This is a genomic window from Streptomyces sp. Root1304, from assembly GCF_001426405.1.
Classification (GTDB): Bacteria; Actinomycetota; Actinomycetes; order Streptomycetales; family Streptomycetaceae; genus Streptomyces.
The window spans coordinates 453,876-479,950 of record NZ_LMEP01000012.1; the positions used below are offsets into that span (position 1 = coordinate 453,876).

Genomic DNA, 26,075 nt, shown 5'->3' on the forward strand with positions numbered 1-26,075 from the left:
GGCGCCGCGCGGGTGCTACTTCTTGGCGTCCCCGTCGCCCCGGCTGCCGTCGTCCTCGGTGCCGTCGGTCGGTCCGCCGTCGGGCGCCTGCTTGGGGCCGCCCTGACCGCTGCCGCCGAAGCGGTTGCGCAGTCGCCCGCCGAGGTCACCCGCGAGGTCACCGGCGCCGCCGGCTATGTCCCCGACCAGCTTCATCAGCGGATCCTTGCTGGTCCTCACCGTGTCGGCGTAGTGCCCGGCCGACTCGCGGAAGGAGTCCGTGACGGAGGTGTCCTTGTCCTCCGAGCGCTTCGGGTAGTGACCGTCCATGATCCGCTGGAAGTCGCGGCTCTCCGACCACTTCTTCAGCTCCGCCGCCCGGACGGTGGCGAAGGGGTGCGTGCGCGGCAGCACGTTGAGGATCTTCAGGACCGAGTCCCGCAGGTCCCCGGCCTTCTCGTACTCGTCGGCCTGGGCGAGGAACGCGTCCACGTTCATCTCGTGGAGGTGGTTGCCTCCGGCGAGCTTCATCAGGCCGCGCATCGAGGCCTGCACGTCCTGCCCGACGAGGAGGCCCGCCCGGTCGGCGGACAGCTCGGACTTGCGGAACCACTCGCGCAGCGCCGTCACGATGGCCGTGATCGCGACGTTCCCCAGCGGGATCCAGGCGATCTTGAGTGCCAGGCCGGTGAGGAAGAGCAGCACCGTGCGGTAGACGGAGTGCCCCGAAAGGGCGTGTCCGACCTCGTGGCCGACGACCGCCCGCATCTCCTCCTCGTCGAGGAGCTCCACCAGACCGGTCGTGACGACGATGATCGGCTCGTCGAGGCCGATACACATCGCGTTGGGCTTCGGGTCCTGGGTCACGTACATCGGCGGGACCTTCTCCAGGTCCAGGATGTAACAGGCGTCCCTCAGCATGTCGTTGAGATGGCTGAACTGCGCGTCGCTCACCCGGACGGAGTCCGAGAGGAAGAGGAGTCGCAGGCTGCGCTCGGGCAGCAGCCCGCTGAGCGCCTTGAAGACCGTGTCGAAGCCGCTGAGCTTGCGCAGCGCCACCAGCGCCGAGCGGTCGGCCGGATGCTCGTAGGCCCGCGAGGAGATGCCGGGGAACCGCTTCCGCTGCCTGCTCGGCACGTTCCCCTGGTCGTTCTCGGTCATGGATGCCCCCTGTTCGTACGAGTCGGTGCTCGTCCCCCTGACTGAACCCACCCTAGGCGCTGGCGCTACCGTGTGCCGGGGCCTGTGGATAACTCGGGCACCACGGACGACCGAGGAGCACGACCGACATGCCGGACACCGTCGACGCCGCAGCCGATCTGCTCGCGGCCGCCGCACAGCAGGGGCCGGGCAACACGCTCCGCATCGTGCTGCTCGTCTCGATCGTGGGCGGCGCCCTGCTCGCCTGGTTCCTCCTGCGGGGCTACCGCACCGACGACACGGCCGACACCGAGGGCACGGCCGACACCGAGCGCGCCGGTGACGCCGGGAACGCCGCCGCCACCCCCGGAGCCGGCACCGCGAACGCCGCCGGTGACCGCGCCACCGCCGCCGACGGCAACACGGAGCGCGACGCGAACGCCTGAGTCGGCGTGAGCCCGTCCGGACCGCCCGCATACGATGTGCGCGAAGTCTCCGCTCCCATCCCCGATCGATAGGTCTGTCGAAGATGAGCCTCCACAGCACCGCCGCCAACCTGGTCTCTCTCGCCGAGGGCGCCGAGCACGGCGGCAACCACGAAAGCCTCAGCCCCTACCTCACCGGCTTCGGTGCCTTCGGTGCCCTGCTCCTGCTGCTGTGGATCACCACCCGCTTCAACCGCGACCGCTGAACCGGCGACCCTGATCCGGCGTCCGCTGCCGTGCCAGTAGGCTCTGCACGCATGGGAGAGCAGGAAGTGCCTACTGGCGGGCGCGGGAAGCGCCGACTCGGCGTGATGGGCGGAACCTTCGACCCGATCCACCACGGACACCTGGTGGCGGCCAGCGAGGTCGCCGCCCTGTTCCACCTCGACGAGGTGGTGTTCGTGCCGACCGGGGAGCCGTGGCAGAAGAGCGACAAGGCCGTGTCGGCGGCCGAGGACCGTTACCTGATGACGGTGATCGCCACCGCGTCCAACCCGCAGTTCTCGGTCAGCCGGATCGACATTGACCGCGGCGGTGCCACGTACACCATCGACACCCTGCGGGATCTGCGCTCCCTCAACAGCGACTCGGACCTCTTCTTCATCACCGGGGCCGACGCGCTGTCGCAGATCCTCACCTGGCGCGACGCCGAGGAGCTGTTCTCGCTCGCCCATTTCATCGGCGTCACCCGGCCGGGCCACGACCTCACCGACGACGGACTGCCCAAGGGCGGGGTCTCGCTGGTCGAGATCCCCGCGCTCGCCATCTCCTCCACCGACTGCCGTGCGAGGGTCGGGCAGGGCGACCCCGTCTGGTACCTGGTCCCGGACGGCGTGGTGCGCTACATCGACAAACGCCAGCTGTACCGCGGCGAGTGAGCTTCGGGGAGGGGCACCGGTGAACGATCAGCAGCATCCGTACGATCCGTACTATCCGCAGCCGCAGATCATCGGCTACGACGCGTACGGGCAGCCGGTGTACCAGCAGTCGCAGCAGCCACAGGCGCCCCAGCAGGCTCCCGGGCAGCAGCAGTACGACCCGTACGGCGGTCAGCAGCAGGCGCATCAGCCGCAGCAGCCCCAGCAGGGCCACCCGCCGCAGCAGGCGTACGGCTACGACCCCTACGCCCCGCAGCGGCCCGCGCCCCCGCAGCAGCCCTCGTACGACGCGTACGACCCCTACGGGCAGCAGCAGGGATACGCCTACCCCTCCCAGGACACCGGGCAGCAGTGGGCCGTCCAGGCCGAGCCCGCCCAGGCCCCCGCGCCCGCCCAGGCCGCCGCGCCCGCTCCCGTACAGGCGCCGCCGGCCACGTCCGTCGCGGCCCCCGCCGGGGTCCCCGGGCAGCGCCCAGCGTCCGAGCGGTCCACCCCGGCCCGGCCGGACGGCGGTGACGACCGGGACTACCGCACCGAGCAGTTCTCGTTCATCGAGGAGCCCGACGAGGACTCCGAGGACGTCATCGACTGGCTCAAGTTCACCGAGAGCCGTTCCGAGCGACGCGAGGAGGCCCGGCGCAAGGGCCGCAACCGGGTCGTCGCGCTGGTCGTCGTCCTCGTCCTCGCGGTCGCGGGCGGCGTCGGCTACCTCTGGTCCGCCGGCCTGCTCCCCGGATCCTCCGACGGCGAGGAGAAGGGCGGCGCCGCCGCGACCGGTCCGCAGAAGCGCGACATGATCGTCGTCCACCTCCACGACACCAAGAACGGCGGCACCTCCACCGCCCTCCTCGTGGACAACGCGACCACCCGCCAGGGCAACACGGTCCTCATCCCCAACTCCGTCGTCGTCGCCGACGACGAGGGCGCCGCGACCACGCTCGGCAAGTCGGTCGAGGAGGACGGGTCCGGCGGCACCCGGGAGGCGGTCGACAACCTCCTCGGCACCACGATCACCGGCACCTGGCGCCTGGACACCCCGTACCTGGAGAACCTCGTCGAGACCGTCAGCGGCATCGAGGTCGACACCGACACGGACGTGCCCGACACCAAGAAGGGCGCCGAGCCGCTCGTCAGGAAGGGCGAGAAGCAGACCCTGAACGGGCGCGCCGCCGTCGCCTACGCGACCTACCGGGGCCCCGGAGAGGCCGAGGCCAAGCAGCTCCAGCGCTTCGGCCAGGTCATGTACGGCGTGCTGCGGAAGTTCTCCTCCGACCCCGAGGCCGCCACGGTCACCATCCAGACCCTCCAGCAGATCCTGGACCCCTCGCTCCCGGAGAAGGACCTGGCCGCCTCCCTGGCCAGGCTCGCCGACCACGCCAAGATCGGCGCGTACAAGACGGCCCTGCTCCCGGTGGGCCAGGACGGCTCGCTGACCGAGGGCGCCGCCGACAGTGTGGTGAAGGACATCCTCGGCGGAAAGGTCACCGCCCCCAAGGCCGACGACGTGCCCCGGATCTCGGTCAGGGACGGCTCCGGCAAGAACGCCACCGAGTCGGCCCGGGTCGTCCTGATCAACGGCGGCTACGCCTTCACGGGCGGCGTGGAGACGGCCACCCAGGAGAAGTCGCAGGTCGTCTACGGTGACGAGGCCCAGAAGGCGACGGCGGTCGAGGTGGCCAAGACACTGGGCCTGCCGACCGGCTCCGTCACCAGGGGCAAGCCCTCCGGAGCGGCCTCGGTGACCGTGATCCTGGGCCAGGACTACGTGGTCAAGGGGGCCCGGTAGGGGCGCCCCGGAAAACGTTGGCGGTGGCGTCGGCGGTCCGTGAGACCCTGGAGGGGTACTGGACCGCCGACGAAAGCCTGCTTGTGACCGCCACGGATCGTTCCATCGAACTCGTCAACGCCGCCGCTCAGGCGGCCGCCGACCGGCTCGCGCACGACATCATCGCGTACGACGTCAGCGATGTGCTGTCGATCACCGACGCCTTCCTGCTCGCCTCCGCGCCCAACGACCGCCAGGTCAAGTCGATCGTCGACGAGATCGAGGAGCGCCTGAACAAGGACCTCGGCGCCAAGCCGGTCCGCCGTGAGGGCGACCGCGACGCCCGCTGGATCCTGCTGGACTACGTCGACATCGTCGTCCACGTCCAGCACAGCGAGGAGCGGGTCTTCTACGCCCTGGAGCGGCTGTGGAAGGACTGCCCCGAGCTGCCGCTTCCCGAGGACGCGGCGAACACCCGCGGCAAGGGCGCCGAGCACGCCGAGCTCACCGGTGTCGACCTCTCCGCCCACGCCGCCGGCCTGCCCGACGGACCGGACGGTGAGCTCAGCTGAGCACCACCAAGGGCGGCACCGGCCGCCGCATCGTCCTCTGGCGCCACGGCCAGACCTCCTGGAACCTGGAGCGCCGCTTCCAGGGCTCGACCGACATCGAGCTGACGGAGACCGGCGTCGCCCAGGCGCGCCGGGCCGCCCGGCTGCTCGCCGCGCTGAAGCCGGACGCCATCGTGGCCTCCGACCTGAAGCGGGCGGCGGCCACCGCCACGGAGCTGGCCGCGCTGACCGGTCACACCGTCGACCACGACTCCGCGCTGCGCGAGACGTACGCGGGGGAGTGGCAGGGGCTGACCCACGAGGAGATCGTGGGGCGGTACGGCGAGCAGTACGCCGCCTGGAAGCGCGGCGAGCCCGTGCGCCGGGGCGGCGGCGAGCTGGAGACCGAGGTGGCCGACCGGGCCGCCCCGGTGGTCCTCCGGCACGCCGACAAGCTCCCCGTGGACGGGACGCTCGTCGTGGTCAGCCACGGCGGCACGATCCGCACCACCATCGGCCGGCTCCTGGGTCTGGAGGCCGAGCACTGGGAGAGCCTGGGCGGCCTCTCGAACTGCTGCTGGTCGGTCCTGGGCGAGGGCGCCCGCGGCTGGCGTCTGATGGAGCACAACGCGGGCACGCTGCCCGAGCCGGTCCTCGGCGACGACGACTGAGTCCCGTGACCGGCCTGCCGGAGCCGGATTTCACTTTCCGGCAGGTCACAGGCTAGAGTTCTTCTTGTTCGCAGCGCAGAGCGCGAAGAACACGAGGGGCTATAGCTCAGTTGGTAGAGCGCCTGCATGGCATGCAGGAGGTCAGGAGTTCAATTCTCCTTAGCTCCACAGTCACCGAATCCCGTCCCCGGCAGGGGGCGGGATTCGTCGTTCCGGCACCTGGTGCGGGACGGTCGCCTCACGTGGGTCCGGTACCTCGCCCAGGGACGCGAGCCGGTGGCGGCTCTCCTCGTCGTTGGGCGTGTAGGCCACGATCCGGCACTCCGGCATCCCGTTCACGGAGAGGGAGACCGAGGTCAACCGGATTTCGCCCACCCGGGCATGGCGGAAGACCTTCACCCGTGTTCCCGGCGGGACCACGTCACCGCTGCGCCACAGCCGGCCGAACTCCGGACTGACCTCCGCGAGACCCCGTACGAACTCCTCCCAGGCGGGCTCGCCCACATGCCGTCCGTACGCGCCCCGCAGCTGCGCCACCATCAGCGGCAACTCCCGCTTCCGGTCGACCACCGGGCACAGGGGGCCGGGCACGCTGAACAGCGCCCACAGCACGTTGCGTATGCCGAACGGGCCGGTGTCCGGGGTCTGCCCGTCCTGGAAGAACAGCCGCTCGTACACGGCGTTGGTCGCGAGCACGTCGTACCGCGCGTTGTAGAGCACCGCCGGGTGCGGCTCCAGCGCGTCGAGGATGCCCTGGATCTCCGGACTGACCACCTGGGCGTCCCCGGCGGACCGCTCCGGGGCGTACGGCACCTCGGCAAGGTGGTAGAGGTGCTCGCGCTCGGGGCGGTCGAGGCGCAGGGTGCGGGCGACCGCGTCGAGCACCTGCGCGGACGCGTTGATCGGGCGCCCCTGCTCCAGCCACGTGTACCAGGTCACGCCGACCCCGGAGAGCTGGGCGACCTCCTCACGGCGTAACCCCGGTGTACGGCGGCGGAGTCCGGGCGGCATCCCGACGTCCTCCGGAGTCACCCGGGCCCGGCGGCTGCGCAGGAACGCGGCCAGCTCCGGCCGCCGGCGTCGCTGTGTCGGTACCGCTGCCACGATCGTCACACCCCCATGGTCGAGTCCCCGTGCCGCCGCTGCCAGGTGGTGTCAGTACCAGCATCGGCGGGCTCTCGTTACCCGTATGCGGGCGAGGTCACGCTCGACGCATGACCTCGACCACAACACGTCCCGTACTCAGTAAAGACGGTGGCACCGACAATCGCCCCGGCCTGCTGCTCGGGGTGGTGCTCGCCGCCCAGTTCATGGCGCTCCTCGACGTCTTCATCGTCAACGTCGCCGCCCCCACGATCCGTGCGGAACTCTCCGCGTCCGGGGCCGCGCTCCAGCTCGTCGTCGCCGGATACACCATCGCCTACGCGGTGTTGCTGATCACCGGCGCACGCCTCGGGGACCTGCTCGGCCACCGGCGGACGTACCTCGCCGGCCTCGCCCTGTTCACCGCGGCCTCCCTCGCCTGCGGACTCGCCGCCGGAAGCGGCCAGTTGATCGCCTTCCGGCTCGTCCAGGGCGCCGGCTCCGCCCTGATGATCCCGCAGGTGCTCAGCCTCATCCAGCGCCACTTCACCGGCGAACACCGGGTCCGGGCGCTCAGCGCCTACTCCGCGGTCCTGGCCACCGGCGCCGCCGCCGGACAGGTCGTCGGCGGAATCCTGGTGAGCGCCGACCTTTTCGGCACCGGCTGGCGGCCCGTCTTCCTCGTCAACGTCCCGATCGGCGTCGCCCTGCTCGTCCTCGGCGCCCGGGTCCTGCCCCGGGACGCCGGAACCGCGTCCACGCGCACGCGTGCCCTCGATCTGCCCGGCCTGCTCCTGCTCGCCGCCGCCGTGTCCCTGCTGACCGTCCCGATGGTCCTCGGCCGGGAACAGGACTGGCCGCTGTGGTCCTGGCTCTCGCTCGGCGCCTCCGTGGTGCTGCTCGCCCTGTTCTGCGCGTACGAATCCGGGCTCGCCCGGCGCGGCGGCGCACCGCTCATCGCCCCGCGGGTCCTGCGCCTCCCCGGCATGGGACGGGCCGTCCTGTGGATCACCGTCGCGATGGGGGTCAACGCCGGCTTCCTGTTCACCCTCACCCTGCACCTGCAGGGCGGGCTCGGGCACAGCGCGTTGCGGGCCGGGCTCACCTTCGGGCCCGCGGCCGTCGTCTTCGGCGCCGTCGGACTCACCTGGCGGCGGCTGCCGGCCCGGCTGCGGCGCGTGCTGGTCCCGGGCGGATTCCTGCTCGCCGCCGCGGGCTCCCTCACCGTCGGCCTGGTCCTCAGGGACGGCGACGCGGGCGGCTGGGGGCTCTCCCTCGGCCTCGGGCTGGTCGGCGCCGGGGTCTCGCTGGCCTTCGGACCGGCCCTGACCGGCGCGCTGGCCGCCGTACGGCCCGAGGACGCCGCCGACGCCAGCGGACTGCTCGCCACCGTCACCCAGCTCGGGCAGCTCATCGGGGTGGCCGCGTTCGGCACCCTCTTCCTCGCCCGGGTGGCCGGACCCGGGGCCCGGGACTCCGCCGACGCGCTGTGGACCACCACCCTCGCCCTGGCCGTCGCCGCGCTCGTGGGCGGGGCCGCCGGGCTGCCGCGCCGAGCACGCCGACCCTCTTGCGAGGCCATGGCAGAATCGGACGGCCGGAGGGGGACGAGGATCCGGACGGGAGGGTGACCCAAGTGCTCGGCGACAACGGCAGGGTGTCCTATGGGTGCACGGCCTGCGGCCACAGCTGGAGCTGACTGATGGGTGCACACAGGCGGAAGTGCGACTGGTGCGGCAGCGGCACGCCCATCGTGCGCGACATGGAACCCGTCAACCCGGGGTTCCAGTACTGGTGCGAGGAGTGCGCGCGGGCGCTGATCATAAAAGGCGACCCCATCGAGACGTACCGCGAACTCGAGGGGGAGCCGATCTACGGCCGGCTCCTCGACGAGCACTGCACCCTCAAGCGGTTCTACTCCTTCGCGACGGCCTGACGCCGCAGCGTCAGCGCGTATCCCACGAGCAGCGCCGTCGCCGTCAGCGGGTAGACGGCGGACAGCAGCATCTGTCCCGCGTTCTGGTCCAGTTCGGGCCGGCCCGGGTCGTGCGGGACCCACCACAGCGCGAACGAGGCGAAGACCAGGGCCACCGGCCCCGTCACCGACCACGCGCGCGAGGCGCGGTCCGCCAGCAGGATCAGCAGCGGCACGCACCAGACCCAGTGGTGGGACCACGAGATCGGGCTGATCATCAGCGCCGTGAACGCGCAGACGACCACCGCCACCGCCTTGTCGCCGCGCACCGCGGCCCGTACCGCGAGCGCCATCGCCAGGCCGCCCAGGACCGCCGCGGTCACCGCCCACCACATGCCCGGGTCGTCGGTGTGCATCAGCCGGGCCAGGACCCCGCGGATCGACTGGTTGGCGGTCTCCTCGGCGAAGCCGACCCGGCCCGTCTCGAACAGGGTCTCCGTCCAGAACTTCTTCGAGTCCGCCGGGAGCACGAGCGCCACGGCCAGCGTCGTCCCGAGGAACACCCCGGTCGCCGTCACCGCCGTCCGCAGCCACTGGTTCCAGGCCCGGTCCCGGCGCCACAGCAGCACCCCCGCGACCAGCAGCAGCACCACGAAGAGCCCCGGTGTGAGCTTCACCGCGGTCGCCAGTCCGATGCCCAGGCCGGCCCAGCGGCTGCCCTCGCGCCGGGTGAGGTCCCAGAGCACCGCCACCGCTATGAGCAGGTTGATCTGGCCGTACCGCAGGGTCGTCCACACCGGCTCGCACCAGACCACCACCGCGGCGACCCACAGTGTCGTACGCCACAGATCCGTACGGGACAGCGTCGGGCGGACCAGCTGGAGCGAGAGCTGCACCAGCGCGACCACCAGGAGCAGGTTCCCCGCGGTGGTGAGCGTCCGCATCAGCGGCACGCCGACCAGGGTCAGCGGGACGAACAGCAGGGCCGCGAAGGGCGGATACGTCATGCCCAGGTTCGCCGAGGTGGCGCGCATCGCGTAGAGGTCGCCGCCGGCCCGGACCGTCTCGCCCTCGGCCCGGTAGACCATCACGTCGAGCATGTTCACGTGGGCGAGGCGTTGCGCCACCCAGAAGGCCGCGAACGAGAGCAGACAGACCGCCGCGGCGGTGGCCAGGGGCCACGGCCGGGCGCGGGTTTTGGAGAGCACGGTGACGGACACAGTCGGCGACCCTACCCGGCAGGTCAGGAGGGTCCGGAGAATCGATTTGGAGATCTGCCGGGGAGCCGGTTAATGTTCTGTCTGTCGCCGCGAGGGAAACCGAAACGGAGACGGAAACAGCAAGGGGCTATAGCTCAGTTGGTAGAGCGCCTGCATGGCATGCAGGAGGTCAGGAGTTCAATTCTCCTTAGCTCCACAGAAAAGAAAGCGGGCCACCCGGATCGGGTGGCCCGCTTCTTCGTGTGTCCACGCACGGAACGCCGGTGCGGCCCGTGTGGGCCCTGCGGTACCCTGGCGCCATGCGTGCCGTACGCCTTCTGCTTACCGAGCCGCGCTGATCAGTCCCGACGGATGACAGACATCTGTCGGAGTCGGCGCGGCGTCCCCTCCTGTGCGAGGGGATTTTTCATTTCACGGCAGTCCGTGGCAGTGGGCAGAGACGATCGATGGAGCTTCAAGGACCATGACCGAGATCAATACGGCCGCCGAGACGGCGGCCCCGCATCGCTACACGGCGGCCATGGCCGCCGACATCGAGGCACGCTGGCAGGACTTCTGGGACGCCGAGGGCACCTACGAGGCCCCGAACCCCACCGGTGACCTGGCGGGCGACCCCGAGGTCGCCGCCCGGCCCAAGAAGTTCATCATGGACATGTTCCCGTACCCCTCGGGTGCGGGCCTGCACGTCGGCCACCCGCTCGGCTACATCGCCACGGACGTCTTCGCCCGCCACGCGCGCATGACCGGCCACAACGTGCTGCACACCCTGGGCTTCGACGCCTTCGGCCTGCCGGCCGAGCAGTACGCCGTGCAGACGGGCACGCACCCGCGCGTGTCCACCGAGGCCAACATGGAGAACATGAAGGTCCAGCTGCGCCGGCTGGGCCTGGGCCACGACAAGCGCCGGTCGTTCGCCACGATCGACCCGGAGTACTACCGCTGGACCCAGTGGATCTTCCTGCAGATCTTCAACTCCTGGTACGACGGCGAGGCCGGCCGGGCCCGTCCGATCGCCGAGCTGATCGAGCAGTTCGAGAACGGCACCCGTGAGGTCCCCGGCACGCGCGCGTGGAGCGAGCTGAGCGCCGTCGAGCGCTCCGACGTCCTGGGCGAGTACCGCCTGGCGTACGCCTCCGACGCGCCCGTCAACTGGTGCCCCGGCCTGGGCACGGTCCTGGCCAACGAGGAGGTCACCGCCGACGGCCGCTCCGAGCGCGGCAACTTCCCCGTCTTCAAGTCCAAGCTGCGCCAGTGGAACATGCGGATCACCGCCTACGCGGACCGCCTGCTGGACGACCTGGACGCGCTGGACTGGCCCGAGGCCATCAAGCTGCAGCAGCGCAACTGGATCGGCCGCTCCGAGGGCGCCCGCGTCGACTTCCAGGTCGGCGACACCGGCGCCATCACGGTCTTCACCACCCGCCAGGACACCCTGTTCGGCGCCACCTACATGGTCCTCGCTCCCGAGCACGATCTGGTCGAGAAGATCGTTCCGGCTGTGTGGCCCGAGGGCACCCACGACGTGTGGACCGGCGGTCACGCCACCCCGGCCGAGGCCGTCGACGCCTACCGCAAGCAGGCCGCCTCCAAGTCCGACGTCGAGCGCCAGGCCGACGCCAAGGAGAAGACCGGCGTCTTCACCGGCGCGTTCGCGACCAACCCGGTCAGCGGCGCGCGGGTCCCGGTCTTCATCGCCGACTACGTCCTGATGGGCTACGGCACCGGCGCCATCATGGCCGTCCCGGCGCACGACAGCCGTGACTTCGCCTTCGCGCGCGCCTTCGAGCTGCCGATGCGCTGCGTCGTGGATCCGAGCACGGCGTCCGACGCTTCCGCCGCGGACCGCGGCACCGACCCCTCGACCTGGGACGAGGCCTTCTCCTCGTACGAGGCGAAGCTGGTCAACTCCTCCAACGAGGACATCTCCCTGGATGGCCTGGGCGTCGTCGAGGCCAAGGAGAAGATCACCGCCTGGCTGACCGACCGGGGCATCGGCGAGGGCACGGTCAACTTCCGCCTGCGCGACTGGCTGTTCAGCCGCCAGCGGTACTGGGGCGAGCCCTTTCCGATCGTCTACGACGAGGACGGCGTCGCCCACTCGCTGCCCGAGTCGATGCTGCCGCTGGAGCTGCCGGAGGTCGAGGACTACTCGCCGCGCACTTTCGACCCGGAGGACGCGGACACCCAGCCGGAGACCCCGCTGTCCCGCAACGAGGACTGGGTGTACGTCACCCTGGACCTGGGCGACGGCACCGGTCCGCGCCGCTACCGCCGCGAGACCAACACCATGCCCAACTGGGCCGGTTCCTGCTGGTACGAGCTGCGCTACCTGGACCCGCACAACGACGAGAAGCTGGTCGACCCGGCCGTCGAGCAGTACTGGATGGGCCCCCGCGAGGGCATGCCGACCGGTGGCGTCGACCTGTACGTCGGCGGCGCCGAGCACGCCGTGCTGCACCTGCTGTACGCGCGCTTCTGGTCCAAGATGCTGTTCGACCTGGGCCACATCTCCTCGGCCGAGCCGTTCCACAAGCTGTACAACCAGGGCATGATCCAGGCCTTCGTCTACCGGGACGAGCGCGGGATCGCCGTGTCGGCGGCCGAGGTCGAGGAGCGCGACGGCGGCTTCTGGTACGAGGGCGAGAAGGTCAGCCGCGTCCTGGGCAAGATGGGCAAGTCCCTGAAGAACGCCGTGACGCCGGACGAGATCTGCACCGAGTACGGCGCCGACACCCTGCGCCTGTACGAGATGGCGATGGGCCCGCTGGACGTGTCCCGTCCCTGGGACACGCGCGCGGTGATCGGCCAGTACCGGCTGCTGCAGCGCCTGTGGCGCAACATCGTCGACGAGTCGACCGGCGAGGTCACCGTCGTCGACGACGCGCCCGACGAGGACACGCTGCGCGCGCTGCACAAGGCGATCGACGGTGTCGCCCAGGACATGGCCGCGATGCGCTTCAACACCGCCATCGCCAAGATCACCGAGCTGAACAACCACCTGACCAAGACGGGCGGCGCGCTGTCCCGGTCGGTCGCCGAGCAGCTGGTGCTGCTGGTCGCCCCGCTGGCCCCGCACATCGGCGAGGAGCTGTGGCGCAAGCTGGGCCACACCGACTCGGTCGTCCACCAGGACTTCCCGGTGGCCGACCCGGCCTATGTCGTCGACGAGACCGTGACCTGCGTCGTGCAGATCAAGGGCAAGGTCAGGGCCCGCCTGGAGGTCTCCCCGTCGATCACCGACGCGGACCTGGAGGCGCTGGCGCTGGGCGACCCGCACGTGGTCGCGGCGCTGGGCGGCGCGGAGATCCGCAAGGTGATCGTGCGCGCGCCGAAGCTGGTCAACATCGTCGCGGGCTGACGGACATAGGGGTTTCCCCTACGGGCAGGTTGGGGGTTCCGATGGAACCCTCGGCCTGCCCGTTCCGTTTACCGTGGAGGGACCACATCAGTGGGAACCGACGAACGCCGGAGGGGCACCCATGGAAGCCACGGTTATCACGATCATGGCGCTGCTCTTCTTGTCGTTCGTGGCGCTCGGTGTCTTCGTCACCGTGAAGGCGGTCAAGGCCGCCAAACGCGGGGTCGACCGGACGATCGACCAGGCGCGGCGCACGGTCGAGGACACCACGCTGCGGGCCAAGAGTTTCGGCCAGACCGGAGTCCCCGGCGAGCTGGCCAGACTCCGGCTCTCGCTGCGCACCTCCATGCGGGCCACGCAGGAGGCGCTCCAGGCGGGTGTCGGCGAGGACGCCTCGCTGAAGGAGTCGCTGGACCTGTTCCGCCGGCTCAGCGGGCACGGGCTCGAACTGGACGACGACCTCCGGCGCCTGGAGCGGGAACCCGACCGGGCGTGGGTGGCCGGGCAGCTCCCCGAACTCGCCGCGCGGACCGAGCGGATCACGAGCTCGGCCGACGCGCTGCGGCGCGCCGCCCGGGACCGGGCCCTGAAGTTCGCCGAGGACGACCTGTCGGCGCTGAGCGACCAGATCGACGTCGAGGCGGGGGCACTGCGCCACTGGACCCGCCCGGAGAGCGCGCCAGGGGCGGCGACGGGCACCGAGGAATTCGGGTCGGCGCCGTCCGGGCAGGCCGGGCACGCCGGGCCCTCTGGGCAGGCCGGGCCCTCTGGGCGCGCCGGGGCCGGTGGTGAGCGGTCGGCGATCACGGCGTCCGATCCGCGTCGGGCCGCCTACCCCTGGGAGAAGTCGGCCCGCCCCGAGACCACCACCTGAGGGCGTTCGGGCGGAGGCCCGGAGCCCCCGGCGGGGTGTCCGGACGGACGCTCGACGTGTCGCCGGTGGGGGCCGGGCTGCCGCGCCGCCGTCTCGGCGGGTAACCTCCCGCTCATGTCCCGGCATGTCGCGATCGTCACCGATTCCACGGCCTACCTGCCACGCCAGACGAGGGAGCGGCACGCGATCACCACGGTCCCGCTGACCGTCGTCATCGGCGACCGCGCCTTGGAGGAAGGCACCGAGATCTCGGCCAAGGCCCTCGCCGAGGCCCTGCAGAAGAGGCGACCCGTCACCACCTCGCGGCCGAGCCCCGAGGTCTTCGCCGAGGCCTACCGCGACGCCGCAGAGGCCGGGGCCACGGGTGTCGTCTCGCTCCATCTGTCCGCCGAGGTCTCCGGGACCTATGACGCCGCCGTGCTCGCGGCGAAGGACGCGCCGCTGCCCGTACGTGTGGTGGACACCCGGATGATGGGGATGGCACTCGGCTTCTGCGCCCTGGAGGCGGCGCGGATCGCGGAGGCCGGCGGTTCGCTCGACGAAGCCGTCGCGGCCGCCGAGAAACGCGCAGCGGGGACCTCCGCCTACTTCTACGTCGACACCCTGGACTATCTGCGCCGGGGCGGACGCATCGGGACCGCGCAGGCGCTGCTCGGCTCCGCGCTCGCGGTGAAACCCCTCCTCGAACTCGACGGCGGACGGATCGAACTGAAGGAGAAGGTGCGTACGGCCTCGAAGGCCATCGCGCGCCTGGAGGAGATCGCCGTGGAACGGGCGGGTTCCGGCGATGTCGACATCGCGGTCCATCATCTCTCCGCCCCGGAGCGGGCCGCGGCGCTCGCGGACCGGCTCAGGGAGCGTGTGCCGGGGATGGCTGAGATCCAGGTCAGCGAGGTGGGAGCGGTCATCGGCGCGCACACGGGACCCGGGCTGCTCGCGGTCGTCGTCTCACCGCGCTGAGCCCGTCCATCACTCGGAGGAGTGACGGAGTTCTCCACAGCCGGGCCGCTGTCCACGGAATCCGGTCGGGTCCCGCACGGGGCTGTTGCGCTACCTAGCGTCATCCGCATGACTCTTCGTACACGTACGGCATCGACCACCCCGCGCACCCTGGGCACGAGGGGCGCCCCGACGAGCGGACCCGGCAGGGCGGCGGGTTCCGACGGACGGAGCCGCCCCGGAGCGCGCGGCGCGCCTCCTGGACGGGCCGCGAGTCGGGCCCGGGTGGGGAGGGCGACCACGGCTGCGGGGGCAGGGGTACGGCGACGGGGCGAGGAGCTGTTTCCGGGGGCGGCGGGAGTGCCTGTGACGGGGGTGCCCGCAGCGGTGCCTGGGCCGTCGGTGCCTGCGGCGGGTGTGCCTTCGGCGACGGTGTCCGTGGGGGTGGTCGGCGGTCCGGTGGCGCGGGGGGTGCCGGAGGCGCCCGAGGCCCTGGAGCGCGGGTCGCCGCCCGGGGCCCGGGGGCGGCTGGCGGAGGCTCTGCGTGAGCGGACGCCGGTGTGGGTGCAGACGAGGTGTGGACTCGAACCCAGGTCGCTGGCCGCGCTGGTGGTGGTCCTGGTCGTCGCCGCGGGGCTCGCGGGCGGCTACTTCTGGACGGGGCGGCCGGAGCCGGTGCGGGCTCCCGAGGTCGTGCGGGCCGCGCCCGTCGCGGCGGCGCCCGCGCCGCGGGCCGGGGCAGTAGCGGGAGCGGGAGTGGGGACGGGGACGGGGGCGGAGCCGCGACGTGGGCCGGGCGCCGCGTCGGGCGGGGCGTCGGGCGGGGCAAAAGTGATCGTCGATGTGGGTGGGAAGGTGCGCAGGCCGGGAGTGCTGACGCTGCCCGCGGGCTCCCGGGTGGCGGATGCCCTGCGCGCCGCGGGCGGGACGGAGCCGGGCGCCGATCTCACCGGGGTCAACCGGGCCCGGGTCCTGTTCGACGGGGAGCAGGTGCTCGTCGGGCTGCCGGGGGTGACGGCGGGCGGTTCCGGTCCTGGTACAGGGAGTGCGGGTGGAGGCGGGCCGGGTGTGCCGTTGAGCCTGAACACCGCCACGGCGGAGCAGCTCGACACCCTCCCCGGGGTCGGTCCCGTCCTCGCCCGGCACATCGTCGAGCACCGGACGGAGCACGGCGGCTTCCGGTCGGTCGGGGAGCTGCGGGAGGTCAACGGAATCGGTGAGCGCAGGTTCGCCGACCTCGAACCCCTGGTCCGGCCGTGAAGGGCCGGGAGAGCACGGCCGGCGAGCGGGAGAGCGGCGAGCCCGGGGCGGAGCGCCGGGCGGCCGGGTGGGAGGAGGGGCCCGCGGATCTGCGGCTGGTGCCGCTCGCGGTGGCGGCGTGGGCGGCGGCGGCCTGCGCGCTGGGTGCCACCGGGTGGTGGACGTTCCTGGGGGTCGCGGTCTGCCTGGTGGTGGCCGCCGGTCTGCTGGTGCCGGGGGTGGCCCGGAGGCTCGGTGGCGGGGAGACCCGCCGGGACGCTCCGGAGGGAGAGTCCGGAGCGGCGGCCGGGGGCGCCCGAGCTGTGGTGGCCGGGGGAGTACGTCGGCGGTCGGGCTCGCCGGGGTGGCTCTTGCGGGCGACCGCGTGTGCCGGAGCCCTGTTGTGCGCCGCCGCGGGAGCCACCTCGGCGGGGCTGCACGCGGCGGATCTGCGGCGCGGTCCTGTACCGGTGCTGGCCGGGGAGTCGGCGCGGGTGTGGCTGGAGGTGACGGTGGCCTCCGATCCGAGGGTCACCCGCCCCCGGGTGCGGGGCAGTGCGACGGTCCCGGTCTCCGTCGTCCTGGACGGGGTGGTCACCCGGGCCGAGCGGTCCGACGGCACGGCCCACCGGACCAGGGCCCCGGTCCTGCTGATCGTGCCGCCGGGGGAGGGGCAGAAGGAGTGGTTGCGGCTTCTGCCGTCGACCCGTCTGAGGGTCGGTGGCAGGCTCGCGCCGCCGATGCGGCCCGGCGATCCGTTCGCGGCGGTGCTCAAGGTCGACGGGGCCGGAGGGCCCCGGATCATCGGGCCGCCGAGCGCGCTGCAACGGACGGCGGGGGAGCTGCGCGCGGGGCTGCGGCGGGCGACCGAGGGGCTCGAACCGGATGCGCGGGCCCTGCTGCCCGGCCTGGTCGTGGGCGACACGTCCAGGATCGAGCCCGAGCTGCGGGACGCCTTTCAGGCGACGGATCTCACCCATTTGCTTGCCGTTTCAGGGAGCAACCTCTCGATCGTGTTGCTTCTGCTCGTCGGGCGGCCCGGGCGGGCGCACCTGGTGGAGCGGGGCGGGCTCGCGCCCCGGCTGGGGCTTTCGCTGCGGGGCACCGCACTGGCGGGGGGAGCGCTGACGCTCGCGTTCGTGGTCGTCTGTCGGCCCGATCCGAGTGTGCTGCGGGCGGCGGCCTGCGGGTTCGTTGTGCTGCTCGCGATCGGGACCGGCCGGCGGAGATCTCTGATTCCGGCGCTGGCCGCCGCCGTCCTGGCGCTGGTGCTCTACGACCCCTGGTTGGCCCGGAGTTACGGGTTCCTTCTCTCGGTGCTGGCCACCGGTGCCCTGCTCACGGTCGCCCCGCGGTGGAGCGAGGCGCTGCGGCGGCGTGGGGTGCCCGGCGGGCCGGCGGAGGTCCTCGCGGCCTCCCTGGCGGCGCAGGCGGTCTGCGCCCCGGTCGTGGTGGTCTTCGCCGCCCGGGTGAGTCTGGTCGCGATTCCGGCGAACCTGTTCGCCGAGCTCGCGGTGGCGCCCGCGACGGTGCTCGGGTTCGCCACGCTCGCCCTGGCGGCGGTGTGGACGCCTGCGGCGGAGTGGGTCGCTTGGGTGGCGGGGTGGCCCGCCGGCTGGATCGCGTGGGTGGCCCGTACGGGCGCCGCCCTGCCGGGGGCGGAACTGAGCTGGCCCGGCGGGTGGTGGGGCGGTCTGGCCCTGGCGCTGCTCACGGCCCTGGTGGTGCTCGGGGCGCGCAGGCTGCCGTACCGGCGGCCGATCGGTGCGCTGGTCGTCGCGGTGCTCCTCCTGGTGGTGGTGCGGCCGGTGCCGCTGACCCGGTGGGCCACCGGGTGGCCGCCACCGGGCTGGGTGTACGCGATGTGCCAGGTGGGGCAGGGGGACGCGACGGTGTTCGCGGCGGGCGGGGACGCGGCTGTCGTGGTGGACGCGGGGCCGGATCCGGTGGCGGTGGACCGGTGTCTGCGCGAACTCGGGGTGCGGAGGGTGCCGTTGTTGCTGCTCACTCATTTCCACGCGGACCATGTGGCCGGGCTGCCCGGGGTGTTGCGCGGGCGGGCGGTGGGGGCGATCCAGACGACGGGGCTGGAAGAGCCGCCGGGCCAGGCGGCGTTCGTCCGGCGGACGGCGGCGGCCGCCCGGGTACCGCTGATCCGTGCGGGGCCGGGGGAGCGGCGGCGGACCGGGGCACTGGAATGGCGGGTGCTCTGGCCGGCTGCGGGGGCGGGAGTGGGGGCCGGGGAATCCGCCGCCGGGCCGAACGACGCCAGTGTGACCCTGCTCGTCCGGGCGGCCGGAGGGCTGTCCCTGCTGCTGCTCGGTGATCTGGAGCCACCGGCGCAGCGGGCGTTGCTGCGGGCTCATCCGGACCTCGCGCCGGTGGACGTGCTCAAGGTCGCCCATCATGGCTCCGCGCACCAGGATCCGGGGCTGATACGGGCCGTCCGGCCGAGGCTCGCGTTGGTCTCCTCCGGGCGGGACAACCCGTACGGCCATCCTTCGCCCCGGACTCTGGAGATGTTGCGGAGCGGTGGGGCGCGGGTGCTGCGGACCGACCGGGACGGGGCGGTCGCTGTGGTGGGGGCGGGGCCGGGCCTCGTGGCGGTCCCGAGGGGCGTCCTTGTAAAGGAGTCTTTCTAAAGATATCTTTTCATCATGCCGGAGAACAGCGATCCGCGGCCCGAGGCCGAGCAGCCCCGCAGCATTCGACTCACCGACCCGCGCGCACTCCGCGCGTACGCCCATCCCCTGCGGATGTCCCTGGTGGGGCTGCTCCGCACCAACGGGCCGTTCACCGCCACCCGGGCGGCCGAGCTGACCGGGGAGTCCGTCGCCAGTTGCTCCTACCACCTGCGGATACTCGCCAAGTACGGGCTGGTGGAGGAGGCGCCGGGGGGCAAGGGGCGGGAGAAGCCCTGGCGGGCGACGGCCCGGTACACGGAGTGGCCGGAGTACAGCGAGGACGCGGCGGTGGCGGAAGCGGCCGACGCGCTGGGGGCGGCGGTCGTCGAGCGCTACTTCGAGCGGGTCACCCGGGCCATGGAGCGCCGGCACCGGTTGCCCAGGGAGTGGCGGGAGGCCGAACAGTTCGGTGACCGCGTGCTCCACCTCACCCCGGAGGAGCTGGCCGGGATCGGGGAGCGCATCGACGAGCTGTTCCGGCCCTACGAGACGCGTAGCGCCGATCCGTCCCTCCGGCCGGAGGGTTCGCGGCCCGTCACCGTTCTGCAGATCGCGTACCTGGACCAGGACGCCCCCGGAAGTGAAGAGGAGCGAGGGGAATGAGAGGCGTGAGAGAGGTGGGAGAGGCGAAGCGCAGGGGTCTCGCGGACCGGGTGCCGCTGCTGCTGCGCCGGCGGACCTTCCGGCGGTACTGGACCGGGCAGACCATCTCGCTCGCCGGGGACCAGATATCGCTGATGGCGATCCCGCTCGCCGCCGTGCTGGTCCTCGGAGCCGACGCCGCCGCGATGGGCTGGCTCAAGGCCGCCGAGCTGCTGCCCGCCCTCCTGTTCAACCTGCCCTTCGGGGCCTGGGCCGACCGGCAGGCCGGTCGCAGGAGGGCCATGATCGCGACCGACCTCGGGCGGGCGGCTCTGGTGCTGTCCCTTCCCGTGGCCTACGCCCTCGACGCCCTGACGCTCACCCAGCTCTACGTGGTGGCCTTCGGGGTCGGCGCGCTCACCGTGCTCTTCGAGGTCTGCAACGCCACGCTCTTCGTGGCGCTGGTGCCCACCGAGCACTATGTACAGGCGAACTCGCTGGTCAACGGCAGCCGTTCGACGGCCTGGCTCGCGGGGCCGGGGATCGGTGGCCTCCTGGTGCAGTTCCTCACCGCTCCCTTCGCCCTGGTCGCGGACGCCCTCACGTACCTGGTGTCGGCCGGGTACCTGGCCCGGATCGCTCCGGCCGAGCCCCCGCCGGCGCCCGTCGCCAAGGGGCACTTCACCGAGGGGATGCGCTGGGTGCTCCGGGAGCGTTCGATGCGCGCGCTGTTCTCCGCCTCCGGCACGGTGCAGTTCTTCAACTTCATGTTCCACACGCTGTTCGTGCTCTACGCGACCACCGAACTCGGCCTCGGGGCGGGGCTGCTCGGCCTGGTGCTCGCGACCGGCGCCGTGGGCGGTCTCCTCGGTGCGGTGCGGTGTGGAGCGGGGCGGTCGTCCGGAGGATCGGTATCGGTGGCTCGCTCGTCGTCGGCTTCCTCGGGTTCACGCTGCCGCTGCTCCTGATACCCCTGGCCGGCGGCCCGAAGCCGCTGGTGGTGTCCGTGCTGTTCCTGGCGGAGTTCCTCTCCTGCGTCGGCGTGATGATCGTGGACGTGGCGGTGGGGTCGTTCCTCATGGCGCTGATACCCGACGCCGTACGGGCCAGGGTCATGGGCGCCTTCCGGACGCTCAACCACGGGTTCCGTCCGCTCGGCGCACTCGTCGGAGGGCTGCTCGGCACCGCGATCGGGCTGCGGCCGACCCTGTGGATCGCCACGGGCGGGGCCGTCTTCGCCGTGCTGTGGCTGCTGCCCTCGCCGCTGCCGTGGATGCGGGAACTGCCGAAGCGGGAGGAGGAGTCGGCACCGGTCCCGTAGGGGTGGGGCGGTGGGTTCTCCCGCGAGGGGGTGGGCCCGGTGACCGGGCTAAGTGGAATTTCCGATTCGAACCGTCGGTAACACTTGCTGACGCTTGCCCGGTTTGCCTAGAACGTGCTGGCGGTGATCGAATGCAACTTCGTTGCACTATGAACGAGTCGCACGGGGGTGCGTGAAGAATGTTCGATCGTCTCTTCGGGAAGCGTGCGGCGGGAGCCGTGCGCGGCGGTCCGCTCGCCGGTCTCGCCGTCCCCGCCTCGGCGGGAATGCTGAGCTGCCGGGTCCTCGACCCGGTGCACGAACCGGTCCGGCAGGCCGAGTTCGTCGTCAGCGACGCCGCGGGACGCAAGGTGCTCGCCGGGGAGACCGACCCGTACGGCACCGCACTCGCGACGGTACCCGCAGGTGAGTACCGGCTTGCGATCACCGCGGAGGGCTACACGCCGCACCACGGCACGGCCGTCGTCGCCGAGGGCGGCCACACCGGTCTCGGTGACGTCCTGCTCCAGATCGCCCCGCAGCCTCCGCTCCCCGAGGCCGGTGACTGGGAGATCGACCCGGTGCACTCGCAGATCGGGTTCACGGCGCGCCACATCGGTCTCGCCCGGATCCACGGCCGGTTCAACAGCTTCGCGGGCGCGGTGCGGATCGGCGAGCGGATGGAGCAGTCGGCGATGCACGTCGTCATCGACGCCGCGTCCATCGACACCGGGGTGCAGATGCGCGACGACCACCTGCGCTCCGGCGACTTCCTCGACGTCGGCGCCTACCCGACGCTGGAGTTCTTCAGCGAGCGCTTCACGCACAAGGGCGGCAACCGGTGGGCCGTCACCGGCGCGCTCACCCTGCACGGTGTCAGCCGCACGGTGACGCTCGACACCCAGTACCTGGGCCTCGGGAGCGGGCTGGAGGGGGAGACCCGCGGTGCCTGCCGGGCCAGCACCGAGCTGCACCGGGAGGACTTCACGCTCACCTGGCAGACGCTGCTCGCGCGGGGGATCGCGGCGGTGGGGTCGAGCATCAGCATCGAGCTCGACGTGCAGATCGTTCCGAAGACGGCGGGGGCTGAGGGGCGGGGCTGAGGGGCGAGGGGGCGCCCGTCGCGGTCCGTCGCCGCCCGTCGGTCCTCCGGGCCGTCGCCGGTGTGCGCCCCCGGCATGTTCCCGCCCGTCCCTTACGGGGCTTCCAGCCAGCCCTCGTACTCGGCGGCCAGCTCGTCGAGCGCCGCCGGGTCCAGTCGGCCGTGCGGGTCCTCGACCACCACCAGCCACTGGGCGTCCTCCGCGTCGTCCTCCCCGGCCAGGGAGTCCCGTACGAGCTGAGGTTCCTCCGCCACGCCGAAGCGGTCGGGGAGTTCGCCGGCGACCTCCTCGGCGGCGTCGCGGTCGGGGAGTACCAGTACGTGTCGTTCGCTCACCCCGCCATTCTCGGGCATGGGTGTCAGTGGCCCGTGGGATGCTGGATCGCGATGGCCACCAGAAAGACTTCCCCCGAAGACCTCCTCGGTCCCGTGACGCTCGCCGTGGGGCAGGAGGACCTGCTCCTCGACCGTGTCGTCCAGGAGGTGGTGGCGGCCGCCCGTGCCGCCGACGCCGACACGGACGTGCGCGACCTCACGTCCGACCAGCTCCAGCCCGGGACGCTCGCCGAGCTCACCAGCCCCTCGCTCTTCGCCGAGCGGAAGGTCCTGGTCGTGCGGAACGCGCAGGATCTCGCCGCGGACACGGTCAAGGACGTCAAGGCGTACCTCGACGACCCGATCGAGGACATCTCGCTCGTCCTGCTCCACGCGGGCGGAGCCAAGGGCAAGGGGCTGCTCGACGCCGCGCGGAAGGCGGGGGCGCGGGAGGTGGCCTGTCCGAAGACCACCAAGCCGGCGGAGCGGCTGACGTTCGTACGGCAGGAGTTCCGGGCGCTGGGGAGGTCGGCCACGCCGGAGGCCTGCCAGGCGCTCGTGGACTCGATCGGCAGCGACCTGCGGGAGCTCGCGTCCGCGGCGGCGCAGCTCACGGCCGATGTCGACGGGACGATCGACGAGGCCGTCGTCGGGCGGTACTACACGGGGCGGGCCGAGGCGTCGTCCTTCAACGTCGCGGACCGTGCCGTCGAGGGACGGGCGGCGGAGGCGCTGGAGGCGCTGCGCTGGTCGCTGTCGACCGGGGTCGCGCCGGTGCTCATCACGAGCGCGCTCGCGCAGGGCGTACGGGCGATCGGCAAGCTGTCCTCGGCGAGGGGCGGCCGGCCGGCCGACCTCGCCAGGGAGCTGGGGATGCCGCCCTGGAAGATCGACCGCGTACGGCAGCAGATGCGGGGCTGGACCCCGGACGGGGTGTCGCTCGCGCTGCGGGCGATCGCGGAGGCGGACGCGGGGGTGAAGGGCGGCGGGGACGACCCGGAGTACGCCCTGGAGAAGGCGGTGGTCGCGGTGGCGCGGGCGGCGAGGATGAGGCGCGGGGAGTAGGGGGCGGGGTGTTCTGCCCCGTGCGGGTGCGGGTGCGGGTGGGTACGTGGCCGGCGCCGGAGGATTCCCCCACCCCACCCCTTCCCGAAACCCTGCCGGGGCTGGTGGAGGGTGAGCCTGGTTCCCGGGGGGCTGCGCCCCCGGCCCCCCGACGAGCGCGGCAGCTTCGCGCCCCAGGGCGTTGCCCCGGGGTAGCTACGCACCGTGGCGCCCCCTGCCTCCGGCGTGTGCGGCAGCTTCGTTCCGCACGGCCTCCGGCGTGCGCGGCAGCCCTGCGTCGTCGGGTTCCGGCCCCCGCCCCGGCGAGCGCGCCAGCCACTCTCACCAGTGGTTCGTGCACATCCCCGACCCCCGGAAACGGCGAAAGCCCCGTGGCTCCTGGGGAAGGAGGCTCGGGGCTTTCGGCGTGTTCAGGGTGGGCTCGCACCCGCGTGGCGAACGCGTCCGCGTGCGAGTCCTGGGTGGCCGGGCGGGAGCGGGAGAGAGGGCCCGCTGGGTCCCGTACGGCCGATCACATCAGAGCTCAGCCCTGGAGAGCGGCAGCCTTGGTGGCCAGCGCCGACTTCTTGTTGGCGGCGGCGTTCTTGTGGATGACGCCCTTCGAGACAGCCTTGTCGAGCGCGCGGGAGGCGGCGCGAGAAGCCACGACGGCCTTCTCGACGTCACCCGCGGCGACGGCCTCGCGGGCCTTGCGGATCGCGGTCTTGAGCGAGGACTTGACGGCCTTGTTGCGCAGGCGCGCCTTCTCGTTCGTCTTGTTCCGCTTGATCTGGGACTTGATGTTCGCCACGAAAAGAGCCTTTACAGGTTCGATGTTCCTTCTGGATGCGCCTCGCAGCTGAGAGGGCATACGAGACACAGCTGTCCACAGTATCAGCGACCCTCGTGCCCGCCCAAACCGGGCGCGGGGCGACGGGCATGGGACCATGGAGCCTACGTATCGATCCGACATCGCCCCGAGACGAGACCCTGCGTGCCCGCGACTCCTACCCACGTGCCCGAGCCGAGCCGTACCGACCCGGCTCTGATCCGCAACTTCTGCATCATCGCGCACATCGACCACGGCAAGTCCACGCTCGCCGACCGGATGCTCCAGCTGACCGGTGTCGTCGACCAGCGGCAGATGCGTGCCCAGTACCTCGACCGCATGGACATCGAGCGGGAGCGCGGCATCACGATCAAGTCCCAGGCGGTGCGGCTGCCCTGGGCGCCGACCGAGGGGCCGGCTCAGGGCGACACGCACATCCTGAACATGATCGACACCCCCGGACACGTCGACTTCACGTACGAGGTCTCGCGTTCGCTCGCGGCCTGTGAGGGCACGATCCTGCTGGTGGACGCGGCGCAGGGCATCGAGGCGCAGACGCTCGCCAACCTCTACCTGGCGATGGAGAACGACCTCACCATCGTCCCGGTCCTGAACAAGATCGACCTGCCGGCCGCCCAGCCGGAGAAGTTCTCCGAGGAGCTGGCCAACCTCATCGGCTGCCAGCCGGAGGACGTCCTCAAGGTCTCCGCGAAGACCGGCATGGGCGTCGAGGCCCTGCTCGACCGGGTCGTCCGCGACGTGCCGGCCCCGGTCGGCGTCGCCGACGCGCCCGCCCGCGCGATGATCTTCGACTCGGTCTACGACTCCTACCGCGGCGTCGTGACCTACGTCCGTGTGATCGACGGCCAGCTCAACAAGCGCGAGCGCATCAGGATGATGTCGACCGGCGCCACCCACGAGCTGCTCGAGATCGGTGTCTCGTCCCCCGAGATGACCCCGTCCGACGGTCTCGGCGTCGGTGAGGTGGGCTACCTCATCACCGGTGTGAAGGACGTCCGCCAGTCCAAGGTCGGTGACACGATCACCACCCTGAACAAGGGCGCCACCGAGGCCCTCGGCGGCTACAAGGACCCGAAGCCGATGGTGTTCTCGGGCCTCTACCCGCTGGACGGCTCGGAGTACCCGGACCTCCGCGAGGCCCTCGACAAGCTCCAGCTCAACGACGCCGCGCTCGTCTACGAGCCGGAGACCTCCGCCGCGCTCGGCTTCGGCTTCCGCGTCGGCTTCCTCGGCCTGCTCCACCTCGACGTGATCCGCGAGCGGCTGGAGCGCGAGTTCGGTCTCGACCTCATCGCCACCGCGCCGAACGTGGTCTACCGCGTGGTCATGGAGGACGGCAGCGAGCACACGGTCACCAACCCGAGCGAGTTCCCCGAGGGCAAGATCGACGACGTGTACGAGCCCGTCGTACGCGCCACGATCCTGGCCCCCAGCGAGTTCATCGGCGCGATCATGGAGCTGTGCCAGACCCGTCGCGGCACGCTCATCGGCATGGACTACCTCTCCGAGGACCGCGTCGAGATCCGCTACACGCTGCCCCTCGCCGAGATCGTCTTCGACTTCTTCGACCAGCTGAAGTCCAAGACGCGCGGCTACGCCTCGCTCGACTACGAGCCCACCGGCGAGCAGGCCTCCAGCCTGGTCAAGGTCGACATCCTGCTGCACGGCGACAAGGTCGACGCCTTCTCCGCCGTCACCCACAAGGACGCCGCCTACGCCTACGGTGTGCGTCTCGTCGCCAAGCTGCGCGAGCTCATCCCGCGGCAGGCCTTCGAGGTGCCGATCCAGGCCGCCATCGGCTCCCGGGTCATCGCCCGCGAGACCATCCGCGCCATCCGGAAGGACGTCCTCGCCAAGTGCTACGGCGGTGACATCTCCCGTAAGCGGAAGCTGCTGGAGAAGCAGAAGGAAGGCAAGAAGCGCATGAAGATGGTCGGCTCCGTGGAGGTGCCGCAGGAGGCCTTCATCGCCGTCCTGTCGAGCGACGAGTCCACCGGCAAGAAGAAGTAGCCGCAGGCGGCCGCACCGGCTGCCCCGTGCACACATCGGGCCCACGCGTCACGCGCGCGTGGGCCCGTTCGTTATCAAGCGGGACCCTGCA

The 26,075-nt window shown here is 71.9% G+C and carries 24 protein-coding genes and 2 tRNA genes; 21 read left to right on the forward strand and 5 right to left on the reverse strand.

Annotated elements, in window-relative coordinates; genetic code table 11:
• Window positions 1-15: 15 nt before the first annotated feature.
• Window positions 16-1,140, reverse strand: a complete 1,125-nt coding sequence (locus tag ASD33_RS14905; RefSeq protein ID WP_056559000.1) for a M48 family metallopeptidase — start codon at window positions 1,138-1,140, stop codon at window positions 16-18.
• 128 nt (window positions 1,141-1,268) lie between these two features.
• Here ASD33_RS14905 and ASD33_RS14910 point away from each other — a divergent pair, with 128 nt between their 5' ends.
• From ASD33_RS14910 to ASD33_RS14935, 7 genes are all read left to right on the forward strand, one after another.
• Window positions 1,269-1,565 carry a hypothetical protein gene (locus ASD33_RS14910; protein WP_056559002.1) on the forward strand — a complete coding sequence of 99 codons (297 nt, stop codon included), beginning with the start codon at window positions 1,269-1,271 and terminating at the stop codon, window positions 1,563-1,565.
• A gap of 83 nt (window positions 1,566-1,648) precedes the next feature.
• Window positions 1,649-1,810: a hypothetical protein gene (locus ASD33_RS35775; protein ID WP_188270280.1), complete on the forward strand. Its 162-nt coding sequence runs from the start codon at window positions 1,649-1,651 to the stop codon at window positions 1,808-1,810.
• A 51-nt stretch (window positions 1,811-1,861) separates the two neighbouring features.
• Complete coding sequence (gene nadD, locus ASD33_RS14915; protein ID WP_056559007.1) at window positions 1,862-2,482, forward strand: nicotinate-nucleotide adenylyltransferase; 621 nt, start codon at window positions 1,862-1,864, stop codon at window positions 2,480-2,482.
• A gap of 19 nt (window positions 2,483-2,501) precedes the next feature.
• Window positions 2,502-4,268 (forward strand): LCP family protein, encoded by a 1,767-nt coding sequence (locus tag ASD33_RS14920; RefSeq protein ID WP_056559010.1) that lies wholly within the window; start codon window positions 2,502-2,504, stop codon window positions 4,266-4,268.
• A gap of 83 nt (window positions 4,269-4,351) precedes the next feature.
• Entirely contained in the window at window positions 4,352-4,819 is a 468-nt protein-coding gene (gene rsfS / locus ASD33_RS14925) for a ribosome silencing factor (RefSeq protein WP_056561397.1), read from the forward strand.
• On the forward strand, window positions 4,816-5,469 hold the full coding sequence (locus ASD33_RS14930) for a histidine phosphatase family protein (RefSeq protein WP_056559012.1): 654 nt from the start codon (window positions 4,816-4,818) through the stop codon (window positions 5,467-5,469). The genes rsfS and ASD33_RS14930 overlap by 4 nt, the downstream gene beginning before the upstream one ends.
• 95 nt (window positions 5,470-5,564) lie before the next feature.
• Window positions 5,565-5,637: transfer RNA gene (locus ASD33_RS14935), tRNA-Ala, on the forward strand.
• A gap of 3 nt (window positions 5,638-5,640) precedes the next feature.
• Here ASD33_RS14935 and ASD33_RS14940 read toward each other — a convergent pair.
• Window positions 5,641-6,582 (reverse strand): helix-turn-helix transcriptional regulator, encoded by a 942-nt coding sequence (locus ASD33_RS14940; RefSeq protein WP_056559014.1) that lies wholly within the window; start codon window positions 6,580-6,582, stop codon window positions 5,641-5,643.
• 101 nt (window positions 6,583-6,683) lie between these two features.
• Here ASD33_RS14940 and ASD33_RS14945 point away from each other — a divergent pair, with 101 nt between their 5' ends.
• Window positions 6,684-8,183 carry an MFS transporter gene (locus ASD33_RS14945; protein WP_079044781.1) on the forward strand — a complete coding sequence of 500 codons (1,500 nt, stop codon included), beginning with the start codon at window positions 6,684-6,686 and terminating at the stop codon, window positions 8,181-8,183.
• Window positions 8,184-8,254: 71 nt separating this feature from the next.
• The gene (locus tag ASD33_RS14950; RefSeq protein ID WP_056559019.1) at window positions 8,255-8,488 is read left to right on the forward strand and encodes a hypothetical protein; all 234 of its coding nucleotides are present in this window, start codon (window positions 8,255-8,257) and stop codon (window positions 8,486-8,488) included.
• On the opposite strand, the gene ASD33_RS14955 is transcribed toward ASD33_RS14950, so the two are convergent.
• On the reverse strand, window positions 8,467-9,687 hold the full coding sequence (locus ASD33_RS14955; protein ID WP_056559022.1) for a glycosyltransferase 87 family protein: 1,221 nt from the start codon (window positions 9,685-9,687) through the stop codon (window positions 8,467-8,469). The two genes, ASD33_RS14950 and ASD33_RS14955, sit on opposite strands and share 22 nt — an antisense overlap.
• Before the next feature lie 123 nt (window positions 9,688-9,810).
• On the opposite strand from ASD33_RS14955, the gene ASD33_RS14960 reads away from it, so the two are divergent.
• The 10 genes from ASD33_RS14960 (at window position 9,811) to ASD33_RS15000 (ending at window position 21,766) form a co-directional block, all read left to right on the forward strand.
• A tRNA-Ala gene (locus ASD33_RS14960) sits at window positions 9,811-9,883 on the forward strand.
• Between the two features lie 267 nt (window positions 9,884-10,150).
• Window positions 10,151-13,045, forward strand: coding sequence for a leucine--tRNA ligase (leuS, locus tag ASD33_RS14965; RefSeq protein ID WP_056559024.1), 2,895 nt, complete (start codon window positions 10,151-10,153; stop codon window positions 13,043-13,045).
• Window positions 13,046-13,166: 121 nt separating this feature from the next.
• The gene (locus ASD33_RS14970; RefSeq protein ID WP_056559027.1) at window positions 13,167-13,919 is read left to right on the forward strand and encodes a collagen-like protein; all 753 of its coding nucleotides are present in this window, start codon (window positions 13,167-13,169) and stop codon (window positions 13,917-13,919) included.
• 114 nt (window positions 13,920-14,033) lie between these two features.
• Complete coding sequence (locus ASD33_RS14975; RefSeq protein ID WP_056559030.1) at window positions 14,034-14,879, forward strand: DegV family protein; 846 nt, start codon at window positions 14,034-14,036, stop codon at window positions 14,877-14,879.
• 411 nt (window positions 14,880-15,290) lie between these two features.
• Complete coding sequence (locus ASD33_RS34165) at window positions 15,291-16,118, forward strand: ComEA family DNA-binding protein (protein WP_347232285.1); 828 nt, start codon at window positions 15,291-15,293, stop codon at window positions 16,116-16,118.
• Between the two features lie 89 nt (window positions 16,119-16,207).
• Complete coding sequence (locus tag ASD33_RS14985; RefSeq protein ID WP_056561403.1) at window positions 16,208-18,739, forward strand: ComEC/Rec2 family competence protein; 2,532 nt, start codon at window positions 16,208-16,210, stop codon at window positions 18,737-18,739.
• A 15-nt stretch (window positions 18,740-18,754) separates the two neighbouring features.
• Window positions 18,755-19,384 carry a helix-turn-helix domain-containing protein gene (locus ASD33_RS14990; RefSeq protein ID WP_056559032.1) on the forward strand — a complete coding sequence of 210 codons (630 nt, stop codon included), beginning with the start codon at window positions 18,755-18,757 and terminating at the stop codon, window positions 19,382-19,384.
• On the forward strand, window positions 19,381-20,331 hold the full coding sequence (locus ASD33_RS14995; RefSeq protein WP_242426984.1) for an MFS transporter: 951 nt from the start codon (window positions 19,381-19,383) through the stop codon (window positions 20,329-20,331). The genes ASD33_RS14990 and ASD33_RS14995 overlap by 4 nt, the downstream gene beginning before the upstream one ends.
• A 29-nt stretch (window positions 20,332-20,360) precedes the next feature.
• Window positions 20,361-20,684, forward strand: a complete 324-nt coding sequence (locus tag ASD33_RS36295) for a hypothetical protein (RefSeq protein WP_242426986.1) — start codon at window positions 20,361-20,363, stop codon at window positions 20,682-20,684.
• Between the two features lie 179 nt (window positions 20,685-20,863).
• The gene (locus ASD33_RS15000; RefSeq protein ID WP_056559035.1) at window positions 20,864-21,766 is read left to right on the forward strand and encodes a YceI family protein; all 903 of its coding nucleotides are present in this window, start codon (window positions 20,864-20,866) and stop codon (window positions 21,764-21,766) included.
• A gap of 92 nt (window positions 21,767-21,858) precedes the next feature.
• On the opposite strand, the gene ASD33_RS15005 is transcribed toward ASD33_RS15000, so the two are convergent.
• Window positions 21,859-22,101 carry a hypothetical protein gene (locus ASD33_RS15005; RefSeq protein WP_056559038.1) on the reverse strand — a complete coding sequence of 81 codons (243 nt, stop codon included), beginning with the start codon at window positions 22,099-22,101 and terminating at the stop codon, window positions 21,859-21,861.
• Between the two features lie 51 nt (window positions 22,102-22,152).
• On the opposite strand from ASD33_RS15005, the gene holA reads away from it, so the two are divergent.
• Window positions 22,153-23,145 (forward strand): DNA polymerase III subunit delta, encoded by a 993-nt coding sequence (gene holA / locus ASD33_RS15010; protein ID WP_056559041.1) that lies wholly within the window; start codon window positions 22,153-22,155, stop codon window positions 23,143-23,145.
• A gap of 523 nt (window positions 23,146-23,668) precedes the next feature.
• On the opposite strand, the gene rpsT is transcribed toward holA, so the two are convergent.
• Window positions 23,669-23,935, reverse strand: coding sequence for a 30S ribosomal protein S20 (gene rpsT, locus ASD33_RS15015; RefSeq protein WP_056559045.1), 267 nt, complete (start codon window positions 23,933-23,935; stop codon window positions 23,669-23,671).
• A gap of 183 nt (window positions 23,936-24,118) precedes the next feature.
• On the opposite strand from rpsT, the gene lepA reads away from it, so the two are divergent.
• Window positions 24,119-25,984, forward strand: coding sequence for a translation elongation factor 4 (lepA, locus tag ASD33_RS15020; RefSeq protein WP_056559047.1), 1,866 nt, complete (start codon window positions 24,119-24,121; stop codon window positions 25,982-25,984).
• Window positions 25,985-26,075: the final 91 nt, after the last annotated feature.

Excerpts from the sequence above, each read along its gene's own strand:
- ASD33_RS15000 (WP_056559035.1), top strand. The coding sequence starts at position 20,864 with ATGTTCGATCGTCTCTTCGGGAAGCGTGCGGCGGGAGCCGTGCGCGGC.
- ASD33_RS14995 (WP_242426984.1), top strand. The coding sequence starts at position 19,381 with ATGAGAGGCGTGAGAGAGGTGGGAGAGGCGAAGCGCAGGGGTCTCGCG.
- nadD (WP_056559007.1), top strand. The coding sequence starts at position 1,862 with ATGGGAGAGCAGGAAGTGCCTACTGGCGGGCGCGGGAAGCGCCGACTC.
- ASD33_RS35775 (WP_188270280.1), top strand. The coding sequence starts at position 1,649 with ATGAGCCTCCACAGCACCGCCGCCAACCTGGTCTCTCTCGCCGAGGGC.
- ASD33_RS14905 (WP_056559000.1), bottom strand. The coding sequence starts at position 1,140 with ATGACCGAGAACGACCAGGGGAACGTGCCGAGCAGGCAGCGGAAGCGG.
- ASD33_RS14910 (WP_056559002.1), top strand. The coding sequence starts at position 1,269 with ATGCCGGACACCGTCGACGCCGCAGCCGATCTGCTCGCGGCCGCCGCA.
- holA (WP_056559041.1), top strand. The coding sequence starts at position 22,153 with ATGGCCACCAGAAAGACTTCCCCCGAAGACCTCCTCGGTCCCGTGACG.
- leuS (WP_056559024.1), top strand. The coding sequence starts at position 10,151 with ATGACCGAGATCAATACGGCCGCCGAGACGGCGGCCCCGCATCGCTAC.
- ASD33_RS14950 (WP_056559019.1), top strand. The coding sequence starts at position 8,255 with ATGGGTGCACACAGGCGGAAGTGCGACTGGTGCGGCAGCGGCACGCCC.
- ASD33_RS14945 (WP_079044781.1), top strand. The coding sequence starts at position 6,684 with ATGACCTCGACCACAACACGTCCCGTACTCAGTAAAGACGGTGGCACC.
- ASD33_RS14975 (WP_056559030.1), top strand. The coding sequence starts at position 14,034 with ATGTCCCGGCATGTCGCGATCGTCACCGATTCCACGGCCTACCTGCCA.
- ASD33_RS14970 (WP_056559027.1), top strand. The coding sequence starts at position 13,167 with ATGGAAGCCACGGTTATCACGATCATGGCGCTGCTCTTCTTGTCGTTC.
- ASD33_RS14990 (WP_056559032.1), top strand. The coding sequence starts at position 18,755 with ATGCCGGAGAACAGCGATCCGCGGCCCGAGGCCGAGCAGCCCCGCAGC.